The sequence below is a fragment of the Parageobacillus thermoglucosidasius genome, assembly GCF_001295365.1.
Lineage (GTDB): Bacteria > Bacillota > Bacilli > Bacillales > Anoxybacillaceae > Parageobacillus > Parageobacillus thermoglucosidasius.
The window spans coordinates 3,480,026-3,506,358 of record NZ_CP012712.1; the positions used below are offsets into that span (position 1 = coordinate 3,480,026).

General features: G+C 44.3%; 24 protein-coding genes and 1 other annotated feature. Of the genes, 1 reads left to right on the forward strand and 23 read right to left on the reverse strand.

What is annotated here, in order from left to right; genetic code table 11:
* Positions 1 to 60 precede the first annotated feature (60 nt).
* The 23 genes from AOT13_RS17205 to AOT13_RS17310 all read right to left on the reverse strand — a co-directional run bounded on the left by AOT13_RS17205 (position 61) and on the right by AOT13_RS17310 (position 22,793).
* Complete coding sequence (locus tag AOT13_RS17205; RefSeq protein WP_003248975.1) at positions 61 to 1,839, reverse strand: peptidoglycan D,D-transpeptidase FtsI family protein; 1,779 nt, start codon at positions 1,837 to 1,839, stop codon at positions 61 to 63.
* A gap of 47 nt (positions 1,840 to 1,886) precedes the next feature.
* Positions 1,887 to 2,363 carry a transcription elongation factor GreA gene (greA, locus tag AOT13_RS17210; RefSeq protein WP_003248973.1) on the reverse strand — a complete coding sequence of 159 codons (477 nt, stop codon included), beginning with the start codon at positions 2,361 to 2,363 and terminating at the stop codon, positions 1,887 to 1,889.
* Between the two features lie 122 nt (positions 2,364 to 2,485).
* Positions 2,486 to 3,121: a uridine kinase gene (gene udk / locus AOT13_RS17215; protein ID WP_003248971.1), complete on the reverse strand. Its 636-nt coding sequence runs from the start codon at positions 3,119 to 3,121 to the stop codon at positions 2,486 to 2,488.
* Position 3,122: 1 nt separating this feature from the next.
* The gene (locus AOT13_RS17220) at positions 3,123 to 4,391 is read right to left on the reverse strand and encodes a peptidase U32 family protein (RefSeq protein ID WP_003248969.1); all 1,269 of its coding nucleotides are present in this window, start codon (positions 4,389 to 4,391) and stop codon (positions 3,123 to 3,125) included.
* 27 nt (positions 4,392 to 4,418) lie between these two features.
* A complete protein-coding gene (locus tag AOT13_RS17225) occupies positions 4,419 to 5,348 on the reverse strand; it encodes a peptidase U32 family protein (protein WP_042383485.1) in 930 nt (309 codons plus the stop codon).
* Positions 5,345 to 5,998 carry an O-methyltransferase gene (locus AOT13_RS17230; RefSeq protein WP_042383483.1) on the reverse strand — a complete coding sequence of 218 codons (654 nt, stop codon included), beginning with the start codon at positions 5,996 to 5,998 and terminating at the stop codon, positions 5,345 to 5,347. Before AOT13_RS17230 ends, AOT13_RS17225 begins: the two co-directional genes overlap by 4 nt.
* Before the next feature lie 132 nt (positions 5,999 to 6,130).
* Entirely contained in the window at positions 6,131 to 7,225 is a 1,095-nt protein-coding gene (gene mltG, locus AOT13_RS17235) for an endolytic transglycosylase MltG (RefSeq protein WP_042383481.1), read from the reverse strand.
* A 111-nt stretch (positions 7,226 to 7,336) separates the two neighbouring features.
* On the reverse strand, positions 7,337 to 7,630 hold the full coding sequence (locus tag AOT13_RS17240) for a DUF1292 domain-containing protein (protein ID WP_003248964.1): 294 nt from the start codon (positions 7,628 to 7,630) through the stop codon (positions 7,337 to 7,339).
* 17 nt (positions 7,631 to 7,647) lie between these two features.
* Complete coding sequence (gene ruvX, locus AOT13_RS17245; protein WP_042383479.1) at positions 7,648 to 8,064, reverse strand: Holliday junction resolvase RuvX; 417 nt, start codon at positions 8,062 to 8,064, stop codon at positions 7,648 to 7,650.
* 3 nt (positions 8,065 to 8,067) lie between these two features.
* Positions 8,068 to 8,334, reverse strand: a complete 267-nt coding sequence (locus AOT13_RS17250; RefSeq protein ID WP_003248960.1) for an IreB family regulatory phosphoprotein — start codon at positions 8,332 to 8,334, stop codon at positions 8,068 to 8,070.
* Between the two features lie 70 nt (positions 8,335 to 8,404).
* A complete protein-coding gene (gene alaS, locus AOT13_RS17255; protein ID WP_003248958.1) occupies positions 8,405 to 11,038 on the reverse strand; it encodes an alanine--tRNA ligase in 2,634 nt (877 codons plus the stop codon).
* A 56-nt stretch (positions 11,039 to 11,094) separates the two neighbouring features.
* Positions 11,095 to 11,319 (reverse strand) — a binding site (T-box leader).
* A 46-nt stretch (positions 11,320 to 11,365) separates the two neighbouring features.
* Positions 11,366 to 12,427, reverse strand: coding sequence for an AI-2E family transporter (locus tag AOT13_RS17260; RefSeq protein WP_042383476.1), 1,062 nt, complete (start codon positions 12,425 to 12,427; stop codon positions 11,366 to 11,368).
* A gap of 99 nt (positions 12,428 to 12,526) precedes the next feature.
* Positions 12,527 to 12,661 carry a YrzQ family protein gene (locus tag AOT13_RS19760; protein WP_013400332.1) on the reverse strand — a complete coding sequence of 45 codons (135 nt, stop codon included), beginning with the start codon at positions 12,659 to 12,661 and terminating at the stop codon, positions 12,527 to 12,529.
* Between the two features lie 13 nt (positions 12,662 to 12,674).
* Positions 12,675 to 12,863: a hypothetical protein gene (locus AOT13_RS17265; RefSeq protein ID WP_003248955.1), complete on the reverse strand. Its 189-nt coding sequence runs from the start codon at positions 12,861 to 12,863 to the stop codon at positions 12,675 to 12,677.
* 15 nt (positions 12,864 to 12,878) lie between these two features.
* On the reverse strand, positions 12,879 to 13,349 hold the full coding sequence (locus AOT13_RS17270; protein WP_003248954.1) for a PRC-barrel domain-containing protein: 471 nt from the start codon (positions 13,347 to 13,349) through the stop codon (positions 12,879 to 12,881).
* 35 nt (positions 13,350 to 13,384) lie between these two features.
* Positions 13,385 to 15,739 (reverse strand): SF1B family DNA helicase RecD2, encoded by a 2,355-nt coding sequence (gene recD2 / locus AOT13_RS17275; RefSeq protein ID WP_003248953.1) that lies wholly within the window; start codon positions 15,737 to 15,739, stop codon positions 13,385 to 13,387.
* Positions 15,740 to 15,756: 17 nt separating this feature from the next.
* Positions 15,757 to 16,419 (reverse strand): tetratricopeptide repeat protein, encoded by a 663-nt coding sequence (locus AOT13_RS17280; protein ID WP_042383474.1) that lies wholly within the window; start codon positions 16,417 to 16,419, stop codon positions 15,757 to 15,759.
* Positions 16,420 to 16,568: 149 nt separating this feature from the next.
* Positions 16,569 to 17,684, reverse strand: a complete 1,116-nt coding sequence (mnmA, locus tag AOT13_RS17285) for a tRNA 2-thiouridine(34) synthase MnmA (protein ID WP_003248951.1) — start codon at positions 17,682 to 17,684, stop codon at positions 16,569 to 16,571.
* 16 nt (positions 17,685 to 17,700) lie between these two features.
* Complete coding sequence (locus tag AOT13_RS17290; protein WP_003248950.1) at positions 17,701 to 18,846, reverse strand: cysteine desulfurase family protein; 1,146 nt, start codon at positions 18,844 to 18,846, stop codon at positions 17,701 to 17,703.
* 20 nt (positions 18,847 to 18,866) lie between these two features.
* Complete coding sequence (gene cymR, locus AOT13_RS17295; RefSeq protein ID WP_003248949.1) at positions 18,867 to 19,283, reverse strand: cysteine metabolism transcriptional regulator CymR; 417 nt, start codon at positions 19,281 to 19,283, stop codon at positions 18,867 to 18,869.
* A gap of 10 nt (positions 19,284 to 19,293) precedes the next feature.
* On the reverse strand, positions 19,294 to 19,950 hold the full coding sequence (locus AOT13_RS17300; protein ID WP_003248948.1) for a YczE/YyaS/YitT family protein: 657 nt from the start codon (positions 19,948 to 19,950) through the stop codon (positions 19,294 to 19,296).
* A gap of 61 nt (positions 19,951 to 20,011) precedes the next feature.
* Complete coding sequence (locus AOT13_RS17305; protein ID WP_013400328.1) at positions 20,012 to 21,307, reverse strand: replication-associated recombination protein A; 1,296 nt, start codon at positions 21,305 to 21,307, stop codon at positions 20,012 to 20,014.
* Positions 21,308 to 21,923: 616 nt separating this feature from the next.
* Complete coding sequence (locus AOT13_RS17310; protein ID WP_013876547.1) at positions 21,924 to 22,793, reverse strand: TetR/AcrR family transcriptional regulator; 870 nt, start codon at positions 22,791 to 22,793, stop codon at positions 21,924 to 21,926.
* 315 nt (positions 22,794 to 23,108) lie between these two features.
* On the opposite strand from AOT13_RS17310, the gene AOT13_RS17315 reads away from it, so the two are divergent.
* Positions 23,109 to 26,330, forward strand: a complete 3,222-nt coding sequence (locus AOT13_RS17315; RefSeq protein WP_042383471.1) for an efflux RND transporter permease subunit — start codon at positions 23,109 to 23,111, stop codon at positions 26,328 to 26,330.
* Positions 26,331 to 26,333 lie beyond the last annotated feature (3 nt).

The following is a 26,333-nucleotide window of genomic DNA, read 5'->3' on the forward strand; positions in this document are numbered from 1 at the left end:
TCCTTCACATCGCTGTTCTTATTGTATCATGACGATCCTCCCTAATAAACTGTTTCGTCGCTATCGTTCATTTTTGTCCCGATGATCAAATTCATATATTTTCTGAACAAGATCAAAAAATACATCATTTGCCACCGTCTGTGCGCCAAGGCTGTCCAATTCTACAACAACGAGCGCGTATCTCGGCGCCTCTGCAGGAAAATAACCGGCAAACCATTTATTGATCAGCTCTTGATGATGAGATATTTTCCCGGTTTCTGCTGTGCCTGATTTTCCGGCCACTTCATACGGAAGTGACTGAAATTGGCGCCCTGTGCCGCGTTGATCGGTAACGACTTTCCGCAATAATTGCTGCAGTTTTCCAGCAGTTGCAGGAGAAATCGGCTGTTCGTCGGAAAACGGCTGTTCCGGAAACGTAAAAAAAGTGGTGCCGTTTTTGTATAAAATTTTGCTTACCGCCCTTACTTGCTTTGCCTCGCCGTTTCGCGCAATCGTTGCCATCATATTGGCAACTGCCAGCGGCGACACGCGCACATCTTTTTGCCCGATCGACGTTTGCGCCACCGCCAGCGGTATGCGCTTATCATTGTCATCGTGCCAGATCGTTCCCTTTCGTTCTTCTGGAAATTGCTTAAAATTTTCTTCATGATATACATCGCCTTGCCATCCCGCAAGCGGGTATAATCCAAGCTTTTTTGCATATATTTCAAGAATGTCAGGATCTTGTTGAACAAGCTTTTTCCCAAGTGTCGCGAAAGCGTTGTTGCAGCTTGCGGCAAAACTTTCATCAAATCCTAACATCCCGTATGAATGAACATTATCAAGCGTCACGCCGTCGATTTTTTTACTGCAATCAAACATCGTTTGTTTGGAAACGATTCCTGTTTCCAGCGCTGCCGCCGCAATCACCGTTTTAAATATCGATCCGGGGATTTGCGGCAAAATCATTTGATTTTCCGCTCCGCGATTTTTGTACGGATTGCGCGGGTCCATATCGGGGCGGCTAACCATGGCAAGCACGCTATTTGTTTTGATATCCAGCAAGACAATCCCTCCTTTTTTCATGCGGTGCTTTTGCACAACCGTTTCCGCGATTTGCTGCAAATCGCGATCGAGCGTCGTTTTAACGGAAACGGGATAAAACGGATTGCCGGGGTCGCTATACTTCACGTTAATCCCAAATAAAGGGCCTCCTTCTGCATCGACATGATACAACAACTTCGTCTCTCCTTCCGGGATTAAAAATTCGTCAAACGCCTTTTGCAACCCATGAATTCCTACTTCAACATGGGGCGAAAGAGGCCGCTTCGGATAACGGGAGCGCAAAAGGCGGGCATCTTCGCGCGTAAAACCGATTAAATGCGGCGCATATGTCTTTTCAAGCGGACGCTGTTTTTTCACCGCAAACACGCCTGGAATATGCAATTGATTAATTTTTTCCATTTGTTCTTCCGTTAAGGCAAACGGTGCGCCGTTTGTTGAAAAAATAAACGGTTTGCTTGCTTTTTTCAGCTGATCGATAATGCGCTGAGGAGAAATATCGAGGATGGCTGCCACTTTTTCGACGGGCCACTCCATTTCCTTCAGAAACGGAAATAAAATAAGCGATGGAGTATATTCTTTCGTCAATGGCTTCCCGTGCCGATCAACAAATGTTCCCCGCCCATCATCAATGACCATCTCTTGCGTCCGCTGCGCTACGCTTGCTTCAATCAAGTTGACGTTTTGTTTGGAAAATGACTCTGTGCTAATTAGCTGAATTTGAACAAGACGGGCGATAAGAAGAAAAATTCCGATTTGAATCGCCAAAAGGATCACAATTGCTCGTTTTTTCCACATAAAAAACACCTCATCTTCATTTTCGACGAGGTGTTTTATTTTAAAACCTATTTTACCGCGACAATTTTGACAAGCATTTCGCCTCCTGGCGTTTGCACCGTAACTTCTTCCCCGACTCTTCTGCCAAGAAGCGATTTTGCAATTGGCGAGTCGTTAGAAATTTTCCCTTCAAACGGATCAGCTTCAGCGCTTCCAACAATCGTATACGTCTCTTCCTCTCCATCCGGAAGCTCAATAAACGTAACGGATTTTCCAAGTGAAACAACGTCTGGATTTTCCGTGTCTTCTTCAATAATAATCGCATTGCGAATCATGTTTTCAAGCGTTTGGATGCGCGCTTCAACAAACGCTTGTTCGTCTTTGGCGGCGTCATACTCGGAGTTTTCCGACAGATCGCCAAATCCGCGCGCGATTTTAATGCGTTCCACTACTTCCTTGCGCTTAACGGTTTTTAAATATTCCAGTTCTTGTTCCAGTTTCTCTTTCCCTTCTTTTGTCATCGGGTATTGCTTTTCGTTTGCCATTATACCTTCACTCCTCTATATTTTTCCTTCTTATTTTCATGTGGTATGTAAAACGTACGAACAACGAAGAAAGTTGTCGTACGTTTACTTGTTATATTATTTATATTGTTTTGTTTATGTTATTATAAAATCGATTTTTGTTCAAGAATTGCACGAATTTTTGTAACCATTAAATCAATGGCGACACGATTTTGGCCGCCTTCTGGAATAATGATATCGGCATAACGCTTCGTCGGCTCCACAAATTGATTGTGCATTGGACGAACGACGGTAACGTACTGCTCGATCACCGACTCCAGCGTACGCCCGCGCTCATTAATGTCACGGAGCAGGCGGCGGATAATGCGAATGTCGGCATCGGTATCCACATATACTTTAATATCCATTAAGTCGCGCAGCCGTTCATCTTCTAATACAAGTATCCCTTCTAAAATAATAACATCTTTTGGCTCAACGTGAATCACTTTGTCTGATCTCGTATGAAGCTTGTAATCATAAACCGGCTTTTCGATCGGCTCATATCGCAATAATTTATGAATATGTTCAATCAACAGATCGTTATCGAACGCAAGCGGATGGTCATAATTCGTACGCAGCCGCTCTTCAAACGGCAGATGGCTTTGGTCTTTATAGTAAAAATCTTGTTCAAGCACTAAAATCGAGTGGCCGCCAAAATGCTCATAAATCGCCCTTGCCACGCTTGTTTTTCCCGAGCCGGATCCGCCGGCAACGCCGATGACAACAGGCTTCTTCCCCATGTCAGTTCTCCTTTCTCATCATGTTGTATGGGAAGACTTCGCGCTCCACTTTAAACTTGACAATTTGCAGCGGATGGCGTGCCGCATCTAATTCGTTTCCATCTTCGTCCCAAATTTTCTCGACTACTTGTGTGAAATTTTCAATTTCCGGTCCGAAAAATTCCACTTCATCGCCCGGTTTAAAGAAGTTGCGTTGCTGCAATGTGACCATTTTTGTTTCTTTATCATAATCAAGTACAAGCCCCGCAAATTCGTGCGTCGTTTTCCGGCTATGAGAACCGTACATATGATCTTGATAGCCCGGTATCCCCGTAAAGAAAGATGGGGCAGTATCGCGGTTGGCGCATTTGTCCAGCTCTTTAATCCATTCTTCGCGAATCGTGAAATTGTCAGGATCGGCGCAATAAGCATCGATCACTTTGCGGTAAACCCCGACTACCGTCGCCACATAATGGATCGATTTCATCCGCCCTTCGATTTTCAGGCTGTCAATGCCTAATTCAATCATGGTTGGAATCGCGCGAAGCAAATTTAAATCTTTCGCGCTCATCGCAAACGGGGCATCGTTTTCAGCAAACAACGGTATTTCTTTATCCCCTTTTAATTGATATAAATCGTAATCCCAGCGGCATGATTGACAGCAGCCCCCGCGGTTGGAATCGCGCGCCGTCATATGGTTGCTTAATACACAGCGCCCGGAATAAGCAGAACACATCGCGCCATGGATAAATGCTTCAATTTCAATATCGACTTTCTCTTTAATTTCCCGAATTTCTTCCGCACTCGTTTCACGCGCGAGCACCACACGTTCCAGCCCTTCTTCTTTCCAAAATTGAACCGCTTTCCAGTTTGCCATCGACTGCTGTGTGCTTAAATGCACTTCCAATTTCGGCGCTACCCGGCGCGCCGTTTCGATAATCAGCGGATCGGCGACAATAATGCCGTGAACGCCGGCTTGTTCTAGCGCGCGCAAATACTCTTCGAGCCCGGGAATGTTTTCGTTATGTGCATAAATGTTGGCTGTCACATACACTTTTGCGCCATATTGATTTGCAAACCGCACTCCTTCTGCGATTTCTTCGATCGTAAAATTGTCGGCGTTGGCACGTAAGCTATATTCTTGTCCGCCGAGAAATACCGCATCCGCCCCGTAATGCACGGCGATTTTCAGCTTTTCCAAATTGCCGGCTGGAGCGAGAAGCTCAGGTTTTTTCACGATAACGCGCTTGCCATTGATGATCTCAGAAATTTTGTCGTTTTTTAACAGCATCCAGCTACTCCTCCTTTTCTCGGTGTATTAATAAACTGTTTCCTTAAAGAAAAATCCGGTATCCAACGGGCGGTGTTTTGGCTGGATCGCTTTGATTTTCGCTAGCAGTTCATCTTTTTCTTTCTCGTATTGCTTGCGGTTTTCAGCACATAAGTCAATGGCGCGACGGTATAGTTTCGTCACTTCCGTAATATAGCCGGGCTCGTGCAGTACACCGTCAATTTTGAAGCTGTCGATGCCGGCGTCCACCATCTCACTAAGTTCATCGATGATGCAAATATCGTTTGGACTCATAATATGTGTGCCGTTTTCGTCTTCGAAAATCGGATATTTACTGTCGCGCTCTTTGTCGTACAGAAACATGCCTTTTTCATATTTTTTCCGTTCGATTTCCATAACTTTTCCTTGATATTCAAAATAGTTTCCAATTAAAGAGCGTTTTGATTGATACATGCAAGTCATTCCGTGCACTTGCACTTCGATTTCGACTTCGGCGTGCTCTTTAATTTCTAAAATCGCCTCCATATTTAATTCGCGGGCGAGGACAGCGCGCTTCGCTCCTTTTCGTCCCCAATAATTGCACGTATACCAGTTGGTCGCCGTTGTTTCTGGATTCCAGTGCAATTTCATATGCGGCGCCACTTCGCGCACGGTCATTAACACCGCCGGATCGCCAAAGACGATCGCATCAACGCCTGTATCAGCGAGAAACGCTATATAATCGCCCAGTTCGTCCACTTTGTCGTTATGGAAAATCGCGTTCATCGCAACATATACGTTAATGCCGTATTGCCGCGCTATCGCGGCCGCCTCTTTGACATCCGCGCGCGAAAATTCTCCTGCCAGGCGCAGACCATAGCGCTGCTCGCCGATGATAATCGCGTCAGCGCCGGCATCGGCTAACTCATGTATATGTGAAACGCGCGTTGGCGTCACTAACAGTTCCGGTTTTTTCATCGCTTTTCACCTCGTTTTCGTGATATGGCGATCCCATCGCCGATCGGAAGAATGACCGTTTCGTAATCCGTTCGCCCGAACAACCATTCATTGTAGCGGCGAATTTTCGACACTAGCTGGCGAATCCGCTTATTTTCAATCGGTTCTTCCATGGCGACAAGCCCTTTAAATAATACGTTATCTGTAATAATGATGCCGCCTTCCTGCAACAACGGCTCATACATTTGAAAAAAACGCTGATATTGCCCTTTTGCCGCATCGATAAAAATGACATCAAACGGGGCGTGTTCCGCGACATCGTCATATACATCCAGCGCATCGCCGAAAATCGCGCGAATTTGCCCGCCTGTCCCTGTTTTGCTTATATAAAAAAGCGCGCGTTCATACCGCTCGCGATCACGCTCAATCGTAACGATATTCACATCGGGAAGCGCTTTTGCCATGCGAATGGCGGAATAGCCAATCGCAGTGCCAATTTCTAAAATCTTCTTTGGCTTGGCGATTTTTAACAATTGCAGCATCGCTTCGATTCCGGCAATCTCCATAATCGGAATGCGATGCTGCTTTGCGTAACGCTCCATCTCTTTTATTGGCTCATCCCGTTCGGGAAGAAACTGTTCCATATAATGCGCTACTTCCTTTGAAACCAAAAGAGCTCCTCCTCGTAAAAATAAGAGTCACATAATGACTCTTATGGCAGGATGGTGATTGATAACTTTATATATACTACCATAAAATATACGAAATGCGAAATACTTTGTTTGCACTCTAAAGGCATCATCCTATTGTTTTCCTATATGTTTTTCTTTCTGGCGGTTATGTTCCTCCAACGTTTTTGTAAAAATGACCTCTCCCGCTGGCGTAGCCAGAAAGTACAAATAATCGGTTTTCGCTGGTTTCAACGCTGCTTGAATCGACATTTCCCCGGCGTTCGCAATCGGGCCGGGAGGAAGGCCTTTATGAATATACGTGTTATAAGGAGATTGGACTTCCAAATCTTTATAATAAACGCGTTCTTTATGTTTTCCAAGCGCATATAAAACAGTAGGATCTGTCTGCAGCGGCATGCCGGTGCGGAGGCGGTTGTAAAAGACGCTCGCGATTTTTTCGCGCTCCGCTTTTTCTGTCGCCTCTTCTTCAATTAAAGACGACATCGTTAACAGCTGATGTACCGTCATATTCATTTCGTTCCGGTCGCGTTCATATTTTGCCAGCACTTTTTCTGTTTTTTTCAGCATTGCCTCGACAATTTCCGGAATCGGCGGTTTTTTTTCATGGAATGAATAAGTGGCCGGAAACAAATAACCTTCTAGCGGGTAGCGGATATTTTTATTTAAAATATCTCTCGATAAAACAGACGGATATTTTTGAATAAGCTGTTCGATATATTTGCGGTCGTTTAATTGTTGGAGCACTTCTTCTTTCTTATATCCCGTTTTCTTAGCAATCATTTCGGCAATTTGCGTAAGTTGCGTCCCTTCCGGAATCGTCAGCTTTAGCCCGCTTTTTTCTGTGACTTTCCCTGTCTTTAAAACCGCAATGATTTTTTCCAACGGCATCGACCGGTTTAACTGATATTCTCCTGCTTGGAAATTAACATGGTTTTTCAGCTTCACATAATAACGGAACACGAATGAACTTTTAATTAACCGTTTTTCTTCTAACATGTCGGCAATATCATTCACGGAAGAGCCAATCGGTATCGATACATGGACAGGAGTGCGGTCATCTGGATCAACAGGTCGCAACGCTGATTTTATATAGAAATAGCTTCCTGCTGCAATCACGATACATGTAAAAAAAACAACAATCGACACAATCAATACGATTTTCCGGACAATTCGTACATCTTTTTGAAAAAACTGGTGATTATCCATGAAAAACCTCCTCTCACTCGTGATATTATACAACAAATTTTTGCATTTTTCGCTATCTATCTCTCCTTTTCATACAAAAAAGATGGCCGATGATCACGGCCATCTTGTTTCTTATTCCGCTTCTTCCTCTTGTTCGGCGCAGAACGTATTCCACACTTCTTCGATCATGTCCCATTCTTCCTCAGATTCAATCGGCAAAAGCTCCCCTTCTCGCTCCTCATCTCCGGGAATAAAGGCCGACACATGGACTTCCGTTTCTTCCTCCTCTTCAAATTCCGCGCCTACCGGATAATAAAACACATAAGATTTTCCAAAATCCTCTGATTCAAACGTAAACAAGATTTCACACAATTGCTCGTTGCCGTTTTCGTCGACAACGGTAATATGGCGATCTCCATGTTCCATTTTCTTGTCTCCTCCATTTATTGTTTGCTGTCAAGATACGACTGTAAAATAACGGCAGCCGCCATTTTATCAATCACTTTCCTTCTTTTTTTCCGGCTGACGTCAGCGGCGATTAACATCCGCTCTGCCGCCATGGTGGACAACCGCTCGTCCCACAGTATAACGGGCAACGCAAACTCTTGTTCAAGTATTTTGGCAAAGCGCTGGCTCGCCTCCGCACGCGGCCCGACCGTGCCATTCATATTTTTCGGAAACCCGACGACGATCGTATCGACTTTGTATTCATCGATAATCTCGCGAAGCCGCTTTAAACCGTATTCTCCTTGTTCCTCATCAATCGAAATCGTTTCAATTCCTTGCGCAGTCCAACCTAATTCATCGCTGACGGCCACCCCAAGCGTCTTTGTACCTAAATCAAGCCCCAATGCACGCATACATTAACCCTTTCGCTGTCCTTGTAAATAGAATTTCACTAACTCCTCAATTAATTCATCACGCTCAACTTTGCGAATTAACGCTCGGGCATCTTTATGGCGAGGGATGTAAGCAGGGTCGCCAGATAATAAATAACCGACAATTTGATTGATCGGATTGTATCCTTTTTCTTGAAGAGCATCATATACCGTCAGCAACACTTCACGAATGTTCGTCTCGGCCGGCTCTTCAGAAAAATGAAACTGCATCGTTTGATCAAATGAGCTCACCGTCTCCACCTCGCTCTCCGTTCTGGCATCTCCCTATCTTACATCCATTGTACACTATCTCCACCAATTATCAAACGGATTTTATCCATGTTTCGACATATTGCAATGCTTCCCCGACTTTGCCTGGGTCTTTTCCGCCAGCCTGAGCCATGTCAGCGCGGCCACCACCACCGCCGCCGCAACGGACGGCAACTTCTTTAATTAGTTTTCCAGCATGATATCCTTTTTCCACTAAGTCATCCGTAATTCCGGCGATCAAGCTTACTTTTTCCCCATGCACAGCCGCTAATACGATAACCGCTGATCCTAATTTTTGTTTTAACTCATCGACCATTGTACGCAAATGGTTCATGTCCGCGGCGTTCACTTTGCTTGCTAGTACAGGAATTCCGTTAACCTGTTTCACTTTGTTGACAAGGCTGGCTGCTTCCATATTTCCAAGGCGTGCCGCTAATGATTCGTTTTCGCGCTGCAATTGGCGAATCTCGTTCATTAGCGCATCGATGCGGTGAGTGATTTCTTTCGGGCTTGTTTTTAATTTTTGCGCGACTTCTTGCAACAAGGCGATTTGTTCATTCATAAAGCGGTACGCCGCTTCCCCTGTCACCGCTTCAATCCGGCGCGTGCCTGCGCCAATGCCTGATTCGGAAACAATTTTAAACAAGCCGATTGCCGACGTGTTTGGCACATGGCAGCCTCCGCAAAGCTCCAAGCTGTAATCGCCTACTTGCACAACGCGGACGATATCCCCGTATTTTTCGCCGAATAACGCCATTGCGCCCATCGCTTTTGCTTCCGCCAGCGGCTTATAGAAAATGTCGACAGGAATGCTGCGCCAAATTTTTTCGTTCACAATCGCTTCGATGCGTTCCAGTTCCTCTGGCTTTACTTGTCCGAAATGCGAAAAGTCAAAGCGCAAGCGATCTGGGGCAACCAGCGATCCCGCTTGGTTGACGTGCGGCCCGAGCACATCTTTTAATGCTTGATGCAGCAAATGTGTCGCCGTGTGATTTTTCACAATGCTTGCCCGTTTCGCTTCATCGATTCGCGCCATATATGTTTCGCCTTTTTTCAACGTTCCTTTTTCGACGATGATATGATGCAAATGCTGCCCGTTCGGCGCTTTTTGGACGTCTTTAACAAACGCTCTCGCCGTTTCGTTTTCCAGCCATCCCTGGTCAGCGATTTGCCCGCCGCTTTCCGCGTAGAACGGCGTTACATCTAATATAATTTGCGCTTCTTCTCCTTCGCTCACTTCATCGGCCAGATTGCCGTCTTTAACGATCACGGCTACTTTGGATTGCGCATGCAGCTCATCATAACCGACGAAGCGGCTTTCGACTTTTATGTCACCGAGCACGCCTCCTTGTACTTGCATCGAGTCAACATCTTGGCGAGCGGCGCGGGCGCGTTCCCGTTGACGCTCCATTTCCCGTTCAAAACCTTCGTGATCCACTTTCATTCCTTCTTCTTGCGCGTACTCTTCCGTTAATTCCACAGGAAAACCATATGTGTCATAAAGCCGGAACACGTCTTCCCCGGAAATGACATCACTGCCGCGCTCTTTTTCTTTTTCGATGACGCTTGCTAAAATTGCCAAGCCTTCATGCAACGTTTCATGGAAACGTTCTTCTTCGGTTTTAATGACTTTTTGAATAAATGCTGCTTTTTCTTTTACTTCTGGATAGAAATCCCCCATGATTTCGCCAACCACTGGCACCAATTCATACATAAACGGACGTTCGATATGAAGTTGTTTGGCAAAACGAACCGCTCGGCGCAGCAAGCGGCGCAATACATAACCGCGGCCTTCATTGGATGGAAGCGCCCCGTCGCCAATAGCAAATGTTACCGCTCGGATATGGTCGGCAATTACTTTAAACGCCACGTCTTTTTCCGCATCAGCACCATACTGTTCTCCAGAAATCCGTTCTGTCGCACGGATAATCGGCATAAATAAATCTGTTTCAAAGTTGGTCGGCGTTCCTTGCAAGATCGAGCACATCCGCTCCAATCCCATGCCTGTATCAATGTTTTTCTTTGGAAGCGGCGTATATGTACCGTCCGGGTTATGGTTAAATTGTGAAAACACGAGATTCCATACTTCTAAATAGCGATCGTTTTCTCCGCCCGGATATAATTCGGGATCATTCGGATCATTTCCAAACTCTTCGCCGCGATCATAAAAAATTTCCGTATTCGGGCCGCTCGGGCCTTCGCCAATATCCCAAAAGTTTCCTTCCAAACGGATAATCCGTTCTTCTGGAAGGCCAATTTCTTTATGCCAAATTTCAAATGCTTCATCGTCCTCCGGATGAATCGTTACTGACAATCGCTCCGGTTCAAAACCAATCCATTTTTCGCTTGTTAAAAATTCCCATGCCCAATGAATGGCTTCTCGTTTAAAATAATCGCCAATCGAAAAATTTCCGAGCATTTCGAAAAATGTATGGTGGCGCGCCGTTTTCCCGACATTTTCAATGTCGTTTGTACGAATGGACTTCTGCACATTGCAAATGCGCGGATTATCTGGAACGACACGGCCATCAAAATATTTTTTTAATGTGGCGACGCCGCTGTTGATCCACAGCAAAGACGGATCATCGACAGGAATGAGCGAGGCGCTCGGCTCGATTGCGTGACCTTTTTCTTTGAAAAAGTCTAAAAACATCTTCCTTACTTGTGCTGAAGTAAGCTTTTTCATCCTGATCCTCCCTTTCAACGCCATATTGAATTTGAATATAAAAAACTCTCATCCCCTTCAGGGACGAGAGTTATGCTCGCGGTACCACCCTGCTTATGAACGGCAAGCCGTTCATCCCTCTAACGCCGTAACGTGGCGATACGTCAGGTTTTGCCTGCGCTCCGGATTAGCGTTCTGTTACCCTTCATCTGGAATTTCTTTCAGCCACGGAAATTCCTCTCTGTGCGCGAACCCGCGCTTTAAGATGGACTGTAACATACTCGATCCGTCATCGCGTTATGTATTCACTTTTTCATTGAATGATTATAGACAAGCGTCATTTATTTGTCAATGCGCCCGAGAATGTTCTTTCCAATGAAGAAGAGCGACTTTTAATACAGCAAGAAGCGGAACGGCAACAATCAGGCCAAGCACCCCCGCTATTTCCCCGCCGGCAAACAAGGCAAACATAATCACAAGCGGATGCATGTGCAAACTTTTCCCGACAATCAATGGCGATAAAATATTGCCTTCTAAAAATTGCAGAAAAAAAATAATTGCAGAGATAATAAGCACCATTTTGAGCGAAACGGTAGCCGCCAAAATGACGGAGGGAACCGCTCCGATAATCGGCCCAAAATAAGGAATAATATTCGTTGCCCCGATAATAAACCCGAGCAAAAGCGGGTAGTCCATGCCTGCGATCCATAACGCAAGTGCGGCAACCATCCCGATGATGAATCCGACAAACAATTGGCCACGGATATAGCTGCCAAGCGATTCGTCTACATCTTTCAAAAACGCAAGCCCTGGTTGGCGCCACCGTTTCGGTGTCATATACCATACCGCTTTTTTCAGCTGATCGATATCCTTCAGCATGTAAAAAACGATAAACGGAATAAGCAAAAACAACAGCGCGGAATTAACAAGCCCTTTCACTCCGTTAATCACCGCCGTTAGCGCGTTCGCCGCCGTTTGTTCCAGCTGCACGATCATCGTTTCGATTCTTGTGTGAATTTCCAGCGGCCATGCCGATGTTTCATTGTGGATTTGTTTTGTCCAGTTCCGGTATGTCTCCGTTAATGCCGGCAAGCTTTCGCTCAAGTCTTTCAGCTGCTGGATCAGCAACGGAATTCCTTTATAAAAACCATAACCGATGCCGCCGAAAAAGAGAAAATAAATCAATAAAATTGCCATCCAGCGCGGAATGCCTTTTTCATAAATGGATTCCACGAACGGATGTAATAAGTACGTAATAAATGCAGCAATCACAAATGGAATAAGTATGGTTATAAATAAATGCACAACCGGCATCCATACTTCCTTCATGCGAACAATTAAGTAAATCATCATCACAACAACCAGCCATTTGCTCACACGAATGATGGACAACCATTGCTTCTCCCCCATGGCAACACCCCCTATCGTTAGTGTAGGAGCTAAAAGCAGAATTATACAAAAAAGCGCCAATTCCCGTTGTTCCTTACAGGAATTGGCGCTTCTTTATTTTTAACGAATCGCTTTCGCTAACCGGTGGCGCATTTTTTTGATGGAGCGATTGTTCAGCCAATCGTTGCGCTGTGCCAGCTGATAAGCAGCAACTCCTAATCCTAACGCAAACAAAGAGGTCATTGCGCGATTCATGCCCGTCCCCTCCTTACAGGATCGTGCGCTCATGTTCGTCGAACAAGTCGTCTAACGAGCTTAACGTTCCGTCTTCTTCCACTTGATGTGTGTGAATCATCCCTTTGGAAACAGAGAGCTCGATAAAACAATCCCAGCAATAATATTGATTGACGCCGATTTTACCTAAATTTTTACTTTTACAGTTTGGGCAAATGAGCACAAACAGCCACTCTCCTTACATCATTGTGTTAACAATAATCGCTTCTTCCCCGACCGTAAAGGGAACCGCATCCATCCGCTTTTTCCCTTCCGTCAAATCAGCAAAAAAACCTTCTGTAATCTCATATCCTCCGATTATGCCCAATTGCCCGTGAAAATATACATCTTCCAACAATCCAAGCTTCTGGCCATCCGCAGTAATCACCGGTTTTCCGGCGATTCCGCGTTCGCTGTAAAGAGAGTAGCCAGCTGGCAAAGAGGAGGATCGTAAAAGCGCATCATCATGCACGATGACCCCATCCGATCCAAATGCTTGAACGCCATGAAGCGGAAGATACCGATGGCGCGCAAACCATCCTTTGCTTTCGACGATAAACCCTTGGACTTTCCCTGTGTTGGTAAAGCAAATGTCACTTATTTTTCCGACGTTTTTCCCTGTTTTTTGCTCATATACAGGAAGCCCTTTCATATGTGAAAATGTCCGCAAAGATCTCTCCACCTTTCCAGACATATTTAGCTTGGCTACTCGTCCATAAAGTCATACGGTGAAACGTTTTCCATTCCGATGTTCGCGTCTTCCATCGGCAGCTCCCCTTCAACAGCAGGGACAAGAATTTTTTGCAATTTTTCCGTCAGCGTTGTTTGCCGGGAGCTATCATCACTGCGGGCAACCCCTAATTTAAACGCCTCTTCTTCGCCGCATATAATTAAAAATTGTTTGCTCCTTGTCACGGCCGTATATAATAAATTCCGCTTTAACATGCGATAATAGCTTTTCACAACCGGCAAAATGACAATTGGAAATTCGCTTCCTTGCGATTTATGAATGGAACAGCAATATGCATGCGTAATTTGCGACAAATCTTGCCGCGAATATGTCACCTCGATGCCGTCAAAAGAAACGACAACTAAATCTTGCTTCTCCGTATTTTCTTTCGCGTAAAAAATCGCGACAATTTCCCCAATGTCCCCATTAAACACATTGTCATCAGGTTGGTTGACAAGCTGCAGCACCTTATCACCAACCCGATATATGACATCGCCAACCGAAAGTTCCCGCTTTTTCTCAGATTTCGGATTAAACAAATCTTGCAGCACTTGATTGAGGCGGTCGATCCCGGCAGGGCCGCGATACATCGGGGCAAGCACTTGAATGTCTTTCACTGCGAAGCCTTTTCTGCGCGCGTTGTCGGCAATTTGCCGGACAACTTCAGCAACTTGTGAAGTCTGGCAGCGAATGAATGAGCGGTCTGCCTTTGGAGCAGTTAAGTCTGGAGGAAGGCCCCCGTTTTTCATTTGGTGCGCCAATTCGATAATCGATGAGCCCTCCGCTTGCCGGTACACTTCGGTTAGTCGAACGGTCGGGATGACACCCGCTTGCAATAAATCCTTTAACACTTGTCCCGGTCCGACAGATGGCAGCTGATCTTCATCCCCGACAAGGATCACTTGCATGCCGTCCGGAATCGACTTAAACAGCTGATTGGCCAGCCACGTATCGACCATCGACATTTCATCAACGATTAAAAGTTTGCCGCTAATCGGCTCGTCCTCGTCATGGGTAAAACCTTCCGCCCCATTCCATCCAAGCAAACGGTGAATCGTCACCGCAGGCAAACCCGTCGCTTCGCTCATTCTTTTTGCCGCCCTTCCCGTCGGCGCGGCGAGCAAAATCGGAAATGGATCATCTTTCGTATAATCTTTCGGATCGAGGGAAAAACCGTGCAAATCAGCGAAAATTTCCACAATCCCTTTAATGACTGTCGTTTTTCCTGTGCCGGGGCCTCCGGTCAAAATAAACAGCGGGGAAGAAAGCGCTTGTCGAATCGCTTCTTTTTGCGTGGGAGCATATTGAACGGATAAACGCTCCTCAAGCCTTCCGAGCGCTAGCAAAAATTCCGATTCCGGAAACGTCATCACTGCTTCCGTTTGCTGTAAAAGGCGCTTCACATTTGTCACAATTCCTTTTTCAGCAAAATAAAGCGACGGAATATAAAATTTTTCATCTTCCTTGATTAGCTTTCCTTCTTCAGAAAGCATTAACAACATTTGCTCGATCGCTTCTTCACTGACTGTTTCTTTTCGTTTTGCTTCCAAAAGCTGTTTAATGTTTGTGACAAGCTGCCTTTCTGTCACATACACATGCCCTTCTTGAAGGCAATCCCGTTCTATCACAAACAAACACGCCGCGCGAATGCGCGCAGGATGGCTGCCGGAAATGCCAAGCCGGTAGCCTAATTCGTCGGCGCGGCCAAAGCCGATTCCTTCGACATCTTCGACAAGCTGGTAGGGGTTTTGCTGAATAACGGAGAGTGTTTCATCTTGGTATACTTGATAAATTTTCATCGACAATTGCGGGCCAAAACCAAACTGGGAAAGCGCGATCATCGTCTGTTCCAGCCCTTCATGGGCACGCAGCGTATCATACAGCTCTTTTGCCCTTTGCTTTGACAATTTTGGAACATCATCCAACACGCTTGGATCCGCTAAAATTTTGGAAATGGCATTTTCGCCAAGCGCTTCGACGATCGCTTTTGCCGTTTTTTTCCCGATTCCTTTAAATAAATCGCTGGATAAATAGTGAATGATGCCGTCTTTCGTGTTAGGGAATTGTTTGCGGAAATGGTCGACAACATATTGCCGGCCGAACTTTGGATGGTCATGAAATTTCCCGTAAAAAATATACGTGTCATGCTCGTTCATTTTAGGGAAATATCCGGTCACCACAACTTCTTGTTCATCGTACGCTTCGTTCGTTTCTTCGACCCGGACGCGAACGACGGAATACAAATTCGCTTCATTATGAAAAATGGTGGAAATATATGAACCTTTTATAAACGAAGTTCCCTCGAAAACAAATGATTCCGGTTGCTGCAATGGAATCCCCTGCCCTTTTATCGTTGTAACGCCTTTTCCATCATTTTTTTCCCATATCCGGCGAGCAAATGATCTGGCTGGATCTGAAGCGCGGTCGTAAACATTTTTAATGCGGTCTTGACATCATCTTTATAAGCATAGATAACCCCTAAATTATAATACGCATCGGCATGGCGTTCATTTAGCTGGATCGTTTTTTGAAAATAGCGCATCGCCTCATCGACAAATTCAAGCTGCGCCAGGCACAGCCCGAGCTGAAACACCGCCTCTACGTCGCTCTCGTTCAGCTCCGCCGCTCTTTGTAAATACGGCAGCGCAAGACGGGGCGCCTCCAAATGCATCAATGACATTCCAAGCATGAAAAAGACGTCTCCGTCATTCAGCCCCTTTTGAATCGCTTGCTCAAACATATCCTTCGCTTGCGCAAACTGCTGGCGCTTGTAAAAGACAGAGCCCATTCCATAATATGCCGCCGCCGCGTTGCTATCGAGCTCTATCGCCTTTTTGAAAAAGTTAAGCGCTTTTTCCTCTTCTCCAGCCGCGGCCAACACGGTCCCAAAATTGATGTAGCCGACTGGATCGTTCGGATTTTCTTCAATCACATCATGAAAACATTTGATCGCTTCTTCATAATTTCCTTTTTGCATATATGCGATTCCTGCGCGGTTTTTCTCCTCCATTTCCTTTTCACTCCTTACGCACATTATAGCACATATGTTCGCAATTTTCTATTCATTACAGGAAAACCTCAACCCGCATAAGAGTTGAGGTTTTCCTGTCACATCCGCTTTAGCGCATCTCTCGATTCTGCAGCATCCTGCCGTTTTTTTCAGGCGACATACCAAAGCCGTTCGCCATTGCGGAACACTTTATCGATCGTTCCGCCACCAAGACATTCCTCGCCATTGTAAAACACGACGGCTTGCCCGGGAGTAACAGCGCGAACCGGTTCATCAAAGATAACTTCTACTTTATCATCATCCATCACATGCACAGTGACGCCTATATCTGGCTGGCGGTAACGGAATTTCGCTGTGCACCGGAACGATTTTGGCGGTTTGCGGTCTGACACCCAGTTGACATTTGTCGCAATAAGCGAAGTCGAATATAAATATTCATTGTTAAACCCTTGTGCGACGTACAAAATATTTTCCTTCACGTTTTTGCCGACCACAAACCATGGCTCGCCGTTTCCGCCAATGCCAAGACCGTGGCGCTGTCCGATCGTATAGTACATCACTCCGTCATGCTTTCCTTTCACTTCGCCATCCAGCGTTTGCATAATCCCCGGCTGTGCCGGCAAATAACTGCTTAAAAACTTTTTAAAATCCCGTTCACCGATAAAGCAAATTCCCGTGCTATCTTTTTTTGTCGCTGTGGCAAGCCCGGCGTCTTTCGCGATTTGCCGCACTTGCGCTTTTTCAAGATGGCCGAGCGGAAACATCACCTTCGACAGCTGCTCTTGCCCTAATTGGTTCAAAAAATACGTTTGGTCTTTCTTTTGGTCGACGCCGCGCAGCAGTTTATATTCGCCGTCGCGGTACTCAATCCGGGCATAATGGCCAGTCGCCACATAGTCGGCGCCGATCGATAACGCATGTTCCAAAAATGCTTTGAACTTAATTTCTTTGTTGCACATCACGTCGGGATTCGGAGTGCGTCCGGCTTTATATTCATCCAAAAAGTACGTAAACACTTTATCCCAATATTGTTTCTCAAAATTAACGGCATAGTACGGAATGCCAATTTGGTTGCAAACGCGCACCACATCTTCATAATCTTCCGTCGCCGTGCAAACGCCGTTTTCATCTGTATCGTCCCAGTTTTTCATAAATATGCCGATGACATCGTACCCTTGCTGTTTTAAAAGCAATGCCGCCACCGATGAATCGACTCCGCCCGACATGCCGACAACAACGCGCGTATCTTTTGGGGGTTTGTTCACCTTGCTAACCTCCCCTCTACTTAGTTGTTAATTTTTTCACAATTTTAACTGTTTCCATTGCCGCCTTGGCAATTTGTTCTTTTGTATTGCCTAATCCGAAACTAAAACGGACAGAAGAACGAATGCGATCCGATTCTTTGCCAAACATCGCCACAAGGACGTGCGACGGATCAATCGAGCCGGCGGTGCACGCAGAACCGCTTGAAGCTGCTATTCCCGCCAAATCAAGATTGACAAGCATAGATTCAACGTTCGTCCCCGGAAACGCGACATTGACGATATGCGGGAGGCAGCGGTCTTCATTTCCGTTCACCGCGTAAGAAATTCCCGACTCCGCAAAAATAGACAGCATCGTCTCTCTCAGCAAGCGGTACTCCTGTTGCTTGTCAGACATCGTCTCTTGCATAATTTCCACCGCTTTGGCAAATCCCGCGATGCCTGCCACATTTTCCGTTCCGGCACGGCGTTTCCGCTCTTGTTCTCCGCCATAAAAAAGCGGGGAAAATTTCACTGTCTCCCGGACATATAAAGCGCCGACCCCTTTTGGGCCGTTGATTTTATGCGCAGAAACCGACAACAAATCAACATGATAGTCGTCGACGCGGATCGGAACAAGCCCAAACGCTTGTACGGCATCTGTGTGGAAATAAGCTTGGTGGTCTTTTAACAATTCGCCAATCTCGCGAATGGGCTGCAATACGCCGACCTCATTGTTCGCAAACATAATGGAAACGAGAATCGTATCATCGCGAAGTGCTGCTTTAACATCTGCTGGCGACACATTCCCTTGTTCATCCACAGGAAGATAAGTTACTTCAAATCCTTGCTTTTCTAAATATTGACATGCGCGCAATACAGCATGATGCTCAATCATCGATGTTATAATATGGCGTCCACGATGGCGGTTAGCCATCGCCGTCCCGATAAGCGCGATGTTATCCGCTTCCGTTCCGCCGCTTGTGAAAATGATTTCCGGTTCTTTTGCGCCAAGACTTGCTGCCACAACGGCTCTCGCTTCATCGACCGCCTGCCGGCTTTGTCTCCCGAAAAAATGAATGCTCGACGGATTTCCGAACACTTCGGTCATCAGCGGAATCATGCGTTTGACTACATCAGGATGAACGGGCGAGGTAGCGGCATGATCTAAATAAATCCGGTCCAATGATCATTCTCCTTTCATGGTTAAATATAAAACATGTATGATTCGTTATCACCTTCGCTATATTTCGCCAAATCTTCCAGCGTCGTGCTGTCCAGCACTTCCTCCACGGCATCGCGAACGCGAATCCATAATTCCCGTTTTGCCGGTTCTTCCTCATCCAGTTCTTCCACAGGGCTTATCGGCCCTTCTAACACCCGAATGACGTCCCCCGCCGTAATTTTTGCGGGATGGTCTGCAAGCACGTATCCGCCATACGCCCCGCGGATGCTTTTGACAAGCCCGGCATTCCTCAATGGTGTAACAAGCTGTTCCAGATAATGTTCAGACAAATTGTTCGCTTTGGCAATCGAGCGCAGCGAAATCGGGCGATCCCCGTACTTTTTTGCCAGTTCAATCATAATGGTTAATCCATATCTGCCTTTTGTCGAAATCTTCATCTTATTCCCCCTAACAACTGTTTGTTTTTACATGAGCAGGTCTTATTAACATCCGTTCTGTCACGCGCCGGCATTGCGGCAAAGCAATACCGACTATAGATCCAATCATAACGCAAAATATTAACGTTCCTATCGATACAGGCCCTCCTAAAACCCAGCCGAAAAAAAGAACCAATCCTTCCATCGCGATTCGGATATATTGCACTTTCCAGCCTGTTAGCTCCGTCAATGCAATCATTAAACTGTCACGCGGGCCTGCCCCCATATTAGCAGAAATATATATTCCCATTCCATAGCCCGTAATCACAATCCCGACAAGCAGCATTACCAACTTGCCGCCCAACGTTTCGGGAGTGTGCAAATAAGGGATCATCATATATAAATCAATAAAAATACCGACAAAAATCATATTGAGAAAAGCGCCAATTCGCGGAAATTGCTTTAAAAGCAATGCGGAAACCATTAAGATTGCAATGCCGACAATAATCGACCACGTTCCGATCGTCAAGCCGAATCTTCGATATAATCCGATATGCAACACATCCCACGGCGCACATCCGAAATCCGCTTTAATCGTTAATACGATGCCAAACGACATAATCAATAATCCAGCAAAAAAAATTCCCCATTGAAGAATTTGCGCAGATCCGCGGTGAGAATGGGCCATACTCTCCCCCCAATAAATATAAATAAGCCGATTGTCATTATATCATAAAATTTCGTTTCCTTCATTTTCGAAAATGACTTTGTTGTTTTAATTGTTCTAATCGTTCATATACTTTCGCATAATATTTTTCATCTCCGTTTTGCTTCGGTGAATAATATTTAACTCCTAACAGCTCATCTGGCAAATATTGTTGAAAAACCCAACTATTCGGATAATCATGCGGATATTGATACCCTTTTCCATGGCCTAGCACACTTGCCCCTTTATAATGCGCGTCTTTTAAATGATCAGGAATATCACCGATTTTTCCGCTGCGCACATCATGAATGGCCGCATCAAGCGCTTTATAGGCAGAATTTGATTTTGCGCTTAAACACAGCTCAATCGTCACAACCGAAAGCGGAATTCTCGCTTCAGGAAGCCCTAATCGCTCCACCGCCGCAATTGCTGCCTGTACTTTCACGCCCATCATCGGATTTGCCAGCCCGATATCTTCGTACGCAATCACAAGCAGCCGCCGGCAAACCGCAGCCAAATCCCCGCCTTCCAATAAACGTGCCAAATAATGCAACGCCGCATCCACATCACTGCCGCGGACGCTTTTTTGAAACGCCGATAAAAGCGAATAATACGTATCCCCTTTTTTATCATGGGTAAAACCTCGATTTTCTACGCACTCTCTTACCGTCTGTTCATCAACATGGACGGAGCCGTCATCTTTCTGCGAGGCGTAGATGATCGTTTCCAATAAATTTAGCGCTAAACGGGCATCCCCGCCTGACGCTTCCGCGATCATGGAAAGCAGCCGTTCTTCCATGTCAACCGCAAGCGTTCCTAAGCCCCTGTCGCGATCGTGCAAAGCCCGGCGCAAAAGGATGAGAATATCGTCTGGCTCAAGCCGCTTCAATTGCTTAATTTGCCCGCAGCGGCTGCGGATAGCCGGATTAACTTCATGAAACGGGTTTTCCGTCGTTGCGCCGATGAGCGTAATCAGCCCTTGCTCAATGTGAGGAAGCAAATAATCTTGCTGCGCCTTGTTAAAACGATGAATTTCATCAATAAATAAAATAACGTTGCCTGTCAGTTTCGCTGTTTCCACTACTTCTTCCATTTCTTTTTTTCCTGAAGCCGTAGCATTAATGGCAAAAAAATCGCGCTGCACCGTCCCAGCAATCGCATGCGCCAACGACGTCTTCCCCACTCCCGGCTCTCCATATAAAAGCAGCGAAGGAACGTGGCCGTTTTTAATCATTTTGTATAGCGCGGTATGCGGGCCGATAATATGTTGTTGCCCGACAATCTCGTCAATGTTTCTCGGTCTCATCCGAACAGAAAGCGGTTCTGAAGCAAACAGCATAGGCATCCCTCATTTCGTCTGACAGCATCACTATTTGTTGATTCATCTTCTGTCCACTCTTCATCTTGGCAAAACCGCTTCATGAAAAACAGAAACAGCAACTTTCGATTTCCTTTCAAGCTGTGCCTTTTCACCATTCTGTACTGTCCGGCAATTTCTGCAGCAATGCGGCAAGATTTTTTGTCCCACTATTTTATACAGCCTATATTCCAATATCTTTTCCTTGTTATTATAATGGATTTTTTTCTGAAAAAAAATGAAACAACTATGCCAACTATAACGTAATGAAAAAGAGAGCTCGATAAAACGGGCCGTCCTTCATATCGGCATGAAACAGACATGCAAGCTGAATCATGGCAATAGCTGTTTGCTTAAGCCATCCGATTGAGCTGATGCGAGTCTGCTTCAAACCGGTGGATTCAAAGGAAGGTGCTGCTCATCTGCCAGATAGCAGAGAGAAAATGGAATCATTCGCGAGATATCCATTTTAAGGGCAAAAAAGACTTCCCGGTTTCAGGAAGCCTTTGGATGCGAAGGTGATGCGATCCGGCTGCGAAAGCCAGCATTGCTGAAAAGGATGGGGACATCAACTAAGCAAAAAGTACAATTGATTATATTATTTTTCTTTTAAATGAAAATATTTTTTGATTTGCCTTTGTAAAGGCAAGGTATCTTCTATATCTTTTAAATTGGAGAGCATTCCTTGGATGACCGGGATTCTTGGCTTTTCATTGCTGATTTCCGCCTCCAGTACGTCAAGTGTTATATAGAGGTCTGAGGAATGAGAATATTGCTTTTTGATTTTTCTTATTTGGTGAAGCAGATCCTTTTTATGGAGCTTTTTTGTTAATTGGTTAATATGTAAGAACCCTTGATCCAGCTCTTCAAATGGCACGATTGCTTCTTTACCGCTTTTCAATAAGCCTTTAACAAGATCATCCATCCGTTGGAGAATAAATGTTGCCAGTTTATAATAATCGATCTTTTTTTTCTGAAATAACGTCCAATGCATATATGATTGAAAAATGCCATGTAAAATGATGATTAAATCACCGATAAATGGTTCAATTTGCTTTCCGTAAATGTCCATTAAAGATAATTTATAAAATTGTGTGGTTTCCACATACATTTTATGGATCAATTCAGCGAGCGATTCATTAATAGGAAGGGCTTGCTCTCTAGTTTGCATAATCAAAAATTCTTTATATTTGCTAATTTCTGTATAATTGCAAACAAGATATTCCGTTAATTTTTCTCTCGGAGAAAGATTTCGCTTGCCTATTTCTTCTATTTTCTGTTTCCTTTTATGATAAAAATATTTAAAAATCTCGATAAGCAAGGCGTCTTTTGATTTAAAGTATAAATAAAATGCACCTTTAGAAATCCCGGCTTCATTCACAATTTCTTGTATAGACGTTGCGTCAAATCCTTTTTCAGCAAATAATTTCATGGCAACATCAATAATTAATTTTTCTTTTTCCTTCATTTTTTTCACTCACTTTCCAAATGCGCTGAATATGACTATGCTTTTTATAAATTTCAAGTAAATATTTTAATGAATTTATTGAATATGACCAATGGGTAATATATGTTATCCATTATCACGGTGATGCATCACACTAAAATAGAAAAATAGGAGGGTTGGAATTTGAATGACTGGACAGTCACTTATATGATTTTTTCATAAATTCCAAGTAAATTTTTATTAATTTATTGACTTATGACTAATTGGTCATATATATTATTGATTATTGCAGCGAATGAATCAAGCGAAAATGGAAAACGGCGGGAGGTTGAAAAAATGCTAGACCGAATTATTCATTTTTCCTTAAAAAACAAATTTGCTGTTTGGCTGCTCACCATCATTGTTATGGCAGCAGGCTTATATTCAGGAATGACGATGAAACTTGAAACCATACCGAATATCAACACACCAGTGATTAGTGTCGTGACGGCCTATCCGGGAGCAACCCCAGAAGAAGTGGCAAATAAAGTGACGATACCGATTGAAAAAGCTGTTAAAAATTTAAACGGGGTAGACACTGTTACTTCCACTTCTTTTCAAAATGCCTCATCTGTTCAAATTACATATGATTATGAAAAAGATATGGATGAAGCGAAAAAAGAATTAGAAGAAGCATTAACGTCGATACAGTTTCCGGAAGGCGTGGATAAACCAAAGATTTCGAAAATAAGCTTTAATTCCATTCCGGTAATGGCTTTAAGCATTTCGGATAAAAAGGCGTCGCTAGCCGAGCTTACCAAAATTGTGGAAGACGAGATTGTCCCATCACTGGAAAGAATTAACGGCGTTTCTTCGGTGCAAATTTCTGGCCAACAAATCGAAGAAGTGCAAATCGCTTTGGATGACAAAAAATTGGCACAGCTCGGTTTAAATAAAGAAACGGTGCAAAATGTAATCAAAGGTTCCGATGTATCTTTTCCTCTCGGTTTGTACACGTTTAACGATAAAGAGCAATCCGTTGTCGTAGACGGCAATATAACAACATTGGAAGAATTGAAGAATTTAGAAATCCCGGTCATCCCACAAGCCAACAATCCAAATAATGGAATGAATGCAAATGTTGGAGGCACGGATCTTCAAGGAGGCCAGCCGGCGCCCGGCACCAGCCATTCAGCAATCACGCCAAACCATAACGCTGGCAACCCAACGAGCGCGCGAAATAACCAAGCAAATGGCTTAAGCCAGCAAGCGCAAGGCCTTCCTACAGTAAAATTAGGCGAGATTGCTGATATTCAAGTCGTTAAAGAAGCGGAATCGATCTCAAGAACGAACGGAAAGGAAGCGATCGGCCTTCAAATTGTTAAAGCAGCAGATGCGAACACAGTAACGGTCGTCAATGAAATAAAAAAAGAATTAGATAAATTTGCAGATAAAATAGATGGATTAAAAATCATAACAAGTTTTGATATGGCAACACCTATCGAAGAATCGATCGAAACAATGGTCGATAAAGCGTTATTTGGCGCTCTATTTGCAGCGCTCATTATCCTTTTATTCTTAAGAAACATTCGTTCAACTCTCATTGCCGTGATTTCCATCCCACTATCTGTCCTTATTGCTTTACTCGTATTAAAGCAATTGGATATTTCATTGAACATGATGACGCTTGGCGCAATGACGGTTGCGATTGGCCGCGTCATAGACGATTCGATTGTTGTTATTGAAAATATTTATCGGAGACTGCATTTAAAAGAGGAAAAATTAAAAGGAAAACAGTTAATCCGAGAAGCAACAAAGGAAATGTTTATTCCGATCATGTCATCCACCATTGTCACGATCGTCGTGTTCCTTCCTCTCGGACTGGTTAAAGGGATGGTCGGAGAATTATTTTTGCCTTTTGCATTAACCATTGTTTTTGCTTTGCTCGCTTCATTACTTGTTGCCATTACAATGGTTCCTTTAATGGGGCACACTTTATTCCAAAAAGAATTAAAAGGGCAAAATGAGCATAAAAAAGAAAAACATGGAAAACTTGCAGAGCAATATAAGAAAATCTTAAATTGGTCATTAAACCATAAAATTGTAACAAGCCTTATTGCCGTATTCCTTCTTGTTGCAAGTGTATTTCTCGTCCCTGTGATCGGTGTCAGCTTTTTGCCTGCTGATGAAGAAAAAGTGATGGTCATTACCTACAAACCGGCTCCGGGCGAAACGCTTGAGCAAGTAAAAGAATATACGTTTGCGGCTGAAAAATATTTCTTAAACAAAAAGAATGTGAAAACAGTACAGCTTTCTGTTGGCAGCGAAAACCCGATGAACCCAGGGGATACTAACAGTGCAATGATGTTTATTGCTTACGATGATGACACTCCAGATTTTGATAAAGAAAAAGAACAAGTGATTAAAGACCTGCAAAGAAAAGTTAAACAGGGAGAGTGGAAACAACAAGATTTCTCCGGTAATGCAATCAGCAATCAGCTAGTATACTATGTGTATGGGGAAAGCAGAGAAGAACTGGAACCAATTGTAAATAAAATCCAAGATCTTATGAAAAAGGAAAAAGATTTAACGAAAATCGACTCCAGCATTTCCGAAACCTATGATGAATTTACGTTAGTGGTCGATCATGAAAAATTAAGCAAACTTGGCTTAACAGCAGCGCAAATTGGCTCAGCACTAATGCCAGTAAAGCAGAATCCAGTCATAACAACGATTGAAAAAGACGGAAAAGAACTGAATGTATATTTTAAAATAAAAGAACAAAGCCATGAAAGTATCAATGATTTAACCAATCAAAAGATTTCATCTCCACTCGGATTTGAAGTGCCAATTAAAGAGTTAGTGGAAGTGAAGAAAGGGAAAACGTCTGATACAATTACCCGTCAGGATGGAAAAATTTATGCAGAGGTTAGCGCCCAAGTAAAAACAAAAGACGTATCCAAAGTGGCGGCAAGCTTGCAAAAAGAAGTGGATAAGATTAAGCTGCCTAAAAATGTGGAAATATCAGCAAGCGGCGTAACCGAAGATATTACTGAAACATTTACGCAATTAGGATTAGCGATGATAGCAGCGGTTGCGATCGTCTATTTTGTCCTTGTTGTCACATTTGGCGGCGCAATTACGCCATTTGTCATCCTATTCTCATTGCCGTTTACCATTATTGGGGCATTATTGGCTCTCTTCATAACAGGTGAGACCATTAGTGTTTCAGCGATGATCGGTGCTCTTATGCTGATCGGTATTGTCGTGACCAATGCGATCGTATTAATCGACCGTGTGATTCATAAAGAAAAAGAAGGACTAAGCACAAGAGAAGCTTTACTCGAAGCCGGAGCAACTCGCCTGCGTCCAATCTTAATGACAGCACTCGCGACAGTTGGGGCATTAATACCGCTAGCAGTAGGAATGGAAGGCAGCGGATTGATTTCGAAAGGAATGGCGGTTACCGTTATGGGCGGATTAACAAGCTCCACATTGCTGACACTGTTAATTGTCCCAATCGTGTATGAATCATTAAGCAGATTTAGAAGAAAGAAATTCCAAGAAACAGAAGAATAATTC

Excerpts from the sequence above, each read along its gene's own strand:
- AOT13_RS17280 (WP_042383474.1), bottom strand. The coding sequence starts at position 16,419 with ATGGAGGAGAAAAACCGCGCAGGAATCGCATATATGCAAAAAGGAAAT.
- AOT13_RS17205 (WP_003248975.1), bottom strand. The coding sequence starts at position 1,839 with ATGTGGAAAAAACGAGCAATTGTGATCCTTTTGGCGATTCAAATCGGA.
- AOT13_RS17305 (WP_013400328.1), bottom strand. The coding sequence starts at position 21,307 with ATGCTGTTTGCTTCAGAACCGCTTTCTGTTCGGATGAGACCGAGAAAC.
- AOT13_RS17310 (WP_013876547.1), bottom strand. The coding sequence starts at position 22,793 with ATGAAGGAAAAAGAAAAATTAATTATTGATGTTGCCATGAAATTATTT.
- AOT13_RS19760 (WP_013400332.1), bottom strand. The coding sequence starts at position 12,661 with ATGAATCGCGCAATGACCTCTTTGTTTGCGTTAGGATTAGGAGTTGCT.
- AOT13_RS17225 (WP_042383485.1), bottom strand. The coding sequence starts at position 5,348 with ATGAAAAAACCGGAACTGTTAGTGACGCCAACGCGCGTTTCACATATA.
- AOT13_RS17240 (WP_003248964.1), bottom strand. The coding sequence starts at position 7,630 with ATGGAACATGGAGATCGCCATATTACCGTTGTCGACGAAAACGGCAAC.
- mltG (WP_042383481.1), bottom strand. The coding sequence starts at position 7,225 with ATGGATAATCACCAGTTTTTTCAAAAAGATGTACGAATTGTCCGGAAA.
- ruvX (WP_042383479.1), bottom strand. The coding sequence starts at position 8,064 with ATGCGTGCATTGGGGCTTGATTTAGGTACAAAGACGCTTGGGGTGGCC.
- cymR (WP_003248949.1), bottom strand. The coding sequence starts at position 19,283 with ATGAAGATTTCGACAAAAGGCAGATATGGATTAACCATTATGATTGAA.
- alaS (WP_003248958.1), bottom strand. The coding sequence starts at position 11,038 with ATGAAAAAGCTTACTTCAGCACAAGTAAGGAAGATGTTTTTAGACTTT.
- greA (WP_003248973.1), bottom strand. The coding sequence starts at position 2,363 with ATGGCAAACGAAAAGCAATACCCGATGACAAAAGAAGGGAAAGAGAAA.
- AOT13_RS17315 (WP_042383471.1), top strand. The coding sequence starts at position 23,109 with ATGCTAGACCGAATTATTCATTTTTCCTTAAAAAACAAATTTGCTGTT.
- udk (WP_003248971.1), bottom strand. The coding sequence starts at position 3,121 with ATGGGGAAGAAGCCTGTTGTCATCGGCGTTGCCGGCGGATCCGGCTCG.
- AOT13_RS17220 (WP_003248969.1), bottom strand. The coding sequence starts at position 4,391 with ATGCTGTTAAAAAACGACAAAATTTCTGAGATCATCAATGGCAAGCGC.
- AOT13_RS17300 (WP_003248948.1), bottom strand. The coding sequence starts at position 19,950 with ATGGCCCATTCTCACCGCGGATCTGCGCAAATTCTTCAATGGGGAATT.
- AOT13_RS17260 (WP_042383476.1), bottom strand. The coding sequence starts at position 12,427 with ATGGGGGAGAAGCAATGGTTGTCCATCATTCGTGTGAGCAAATGGCTG.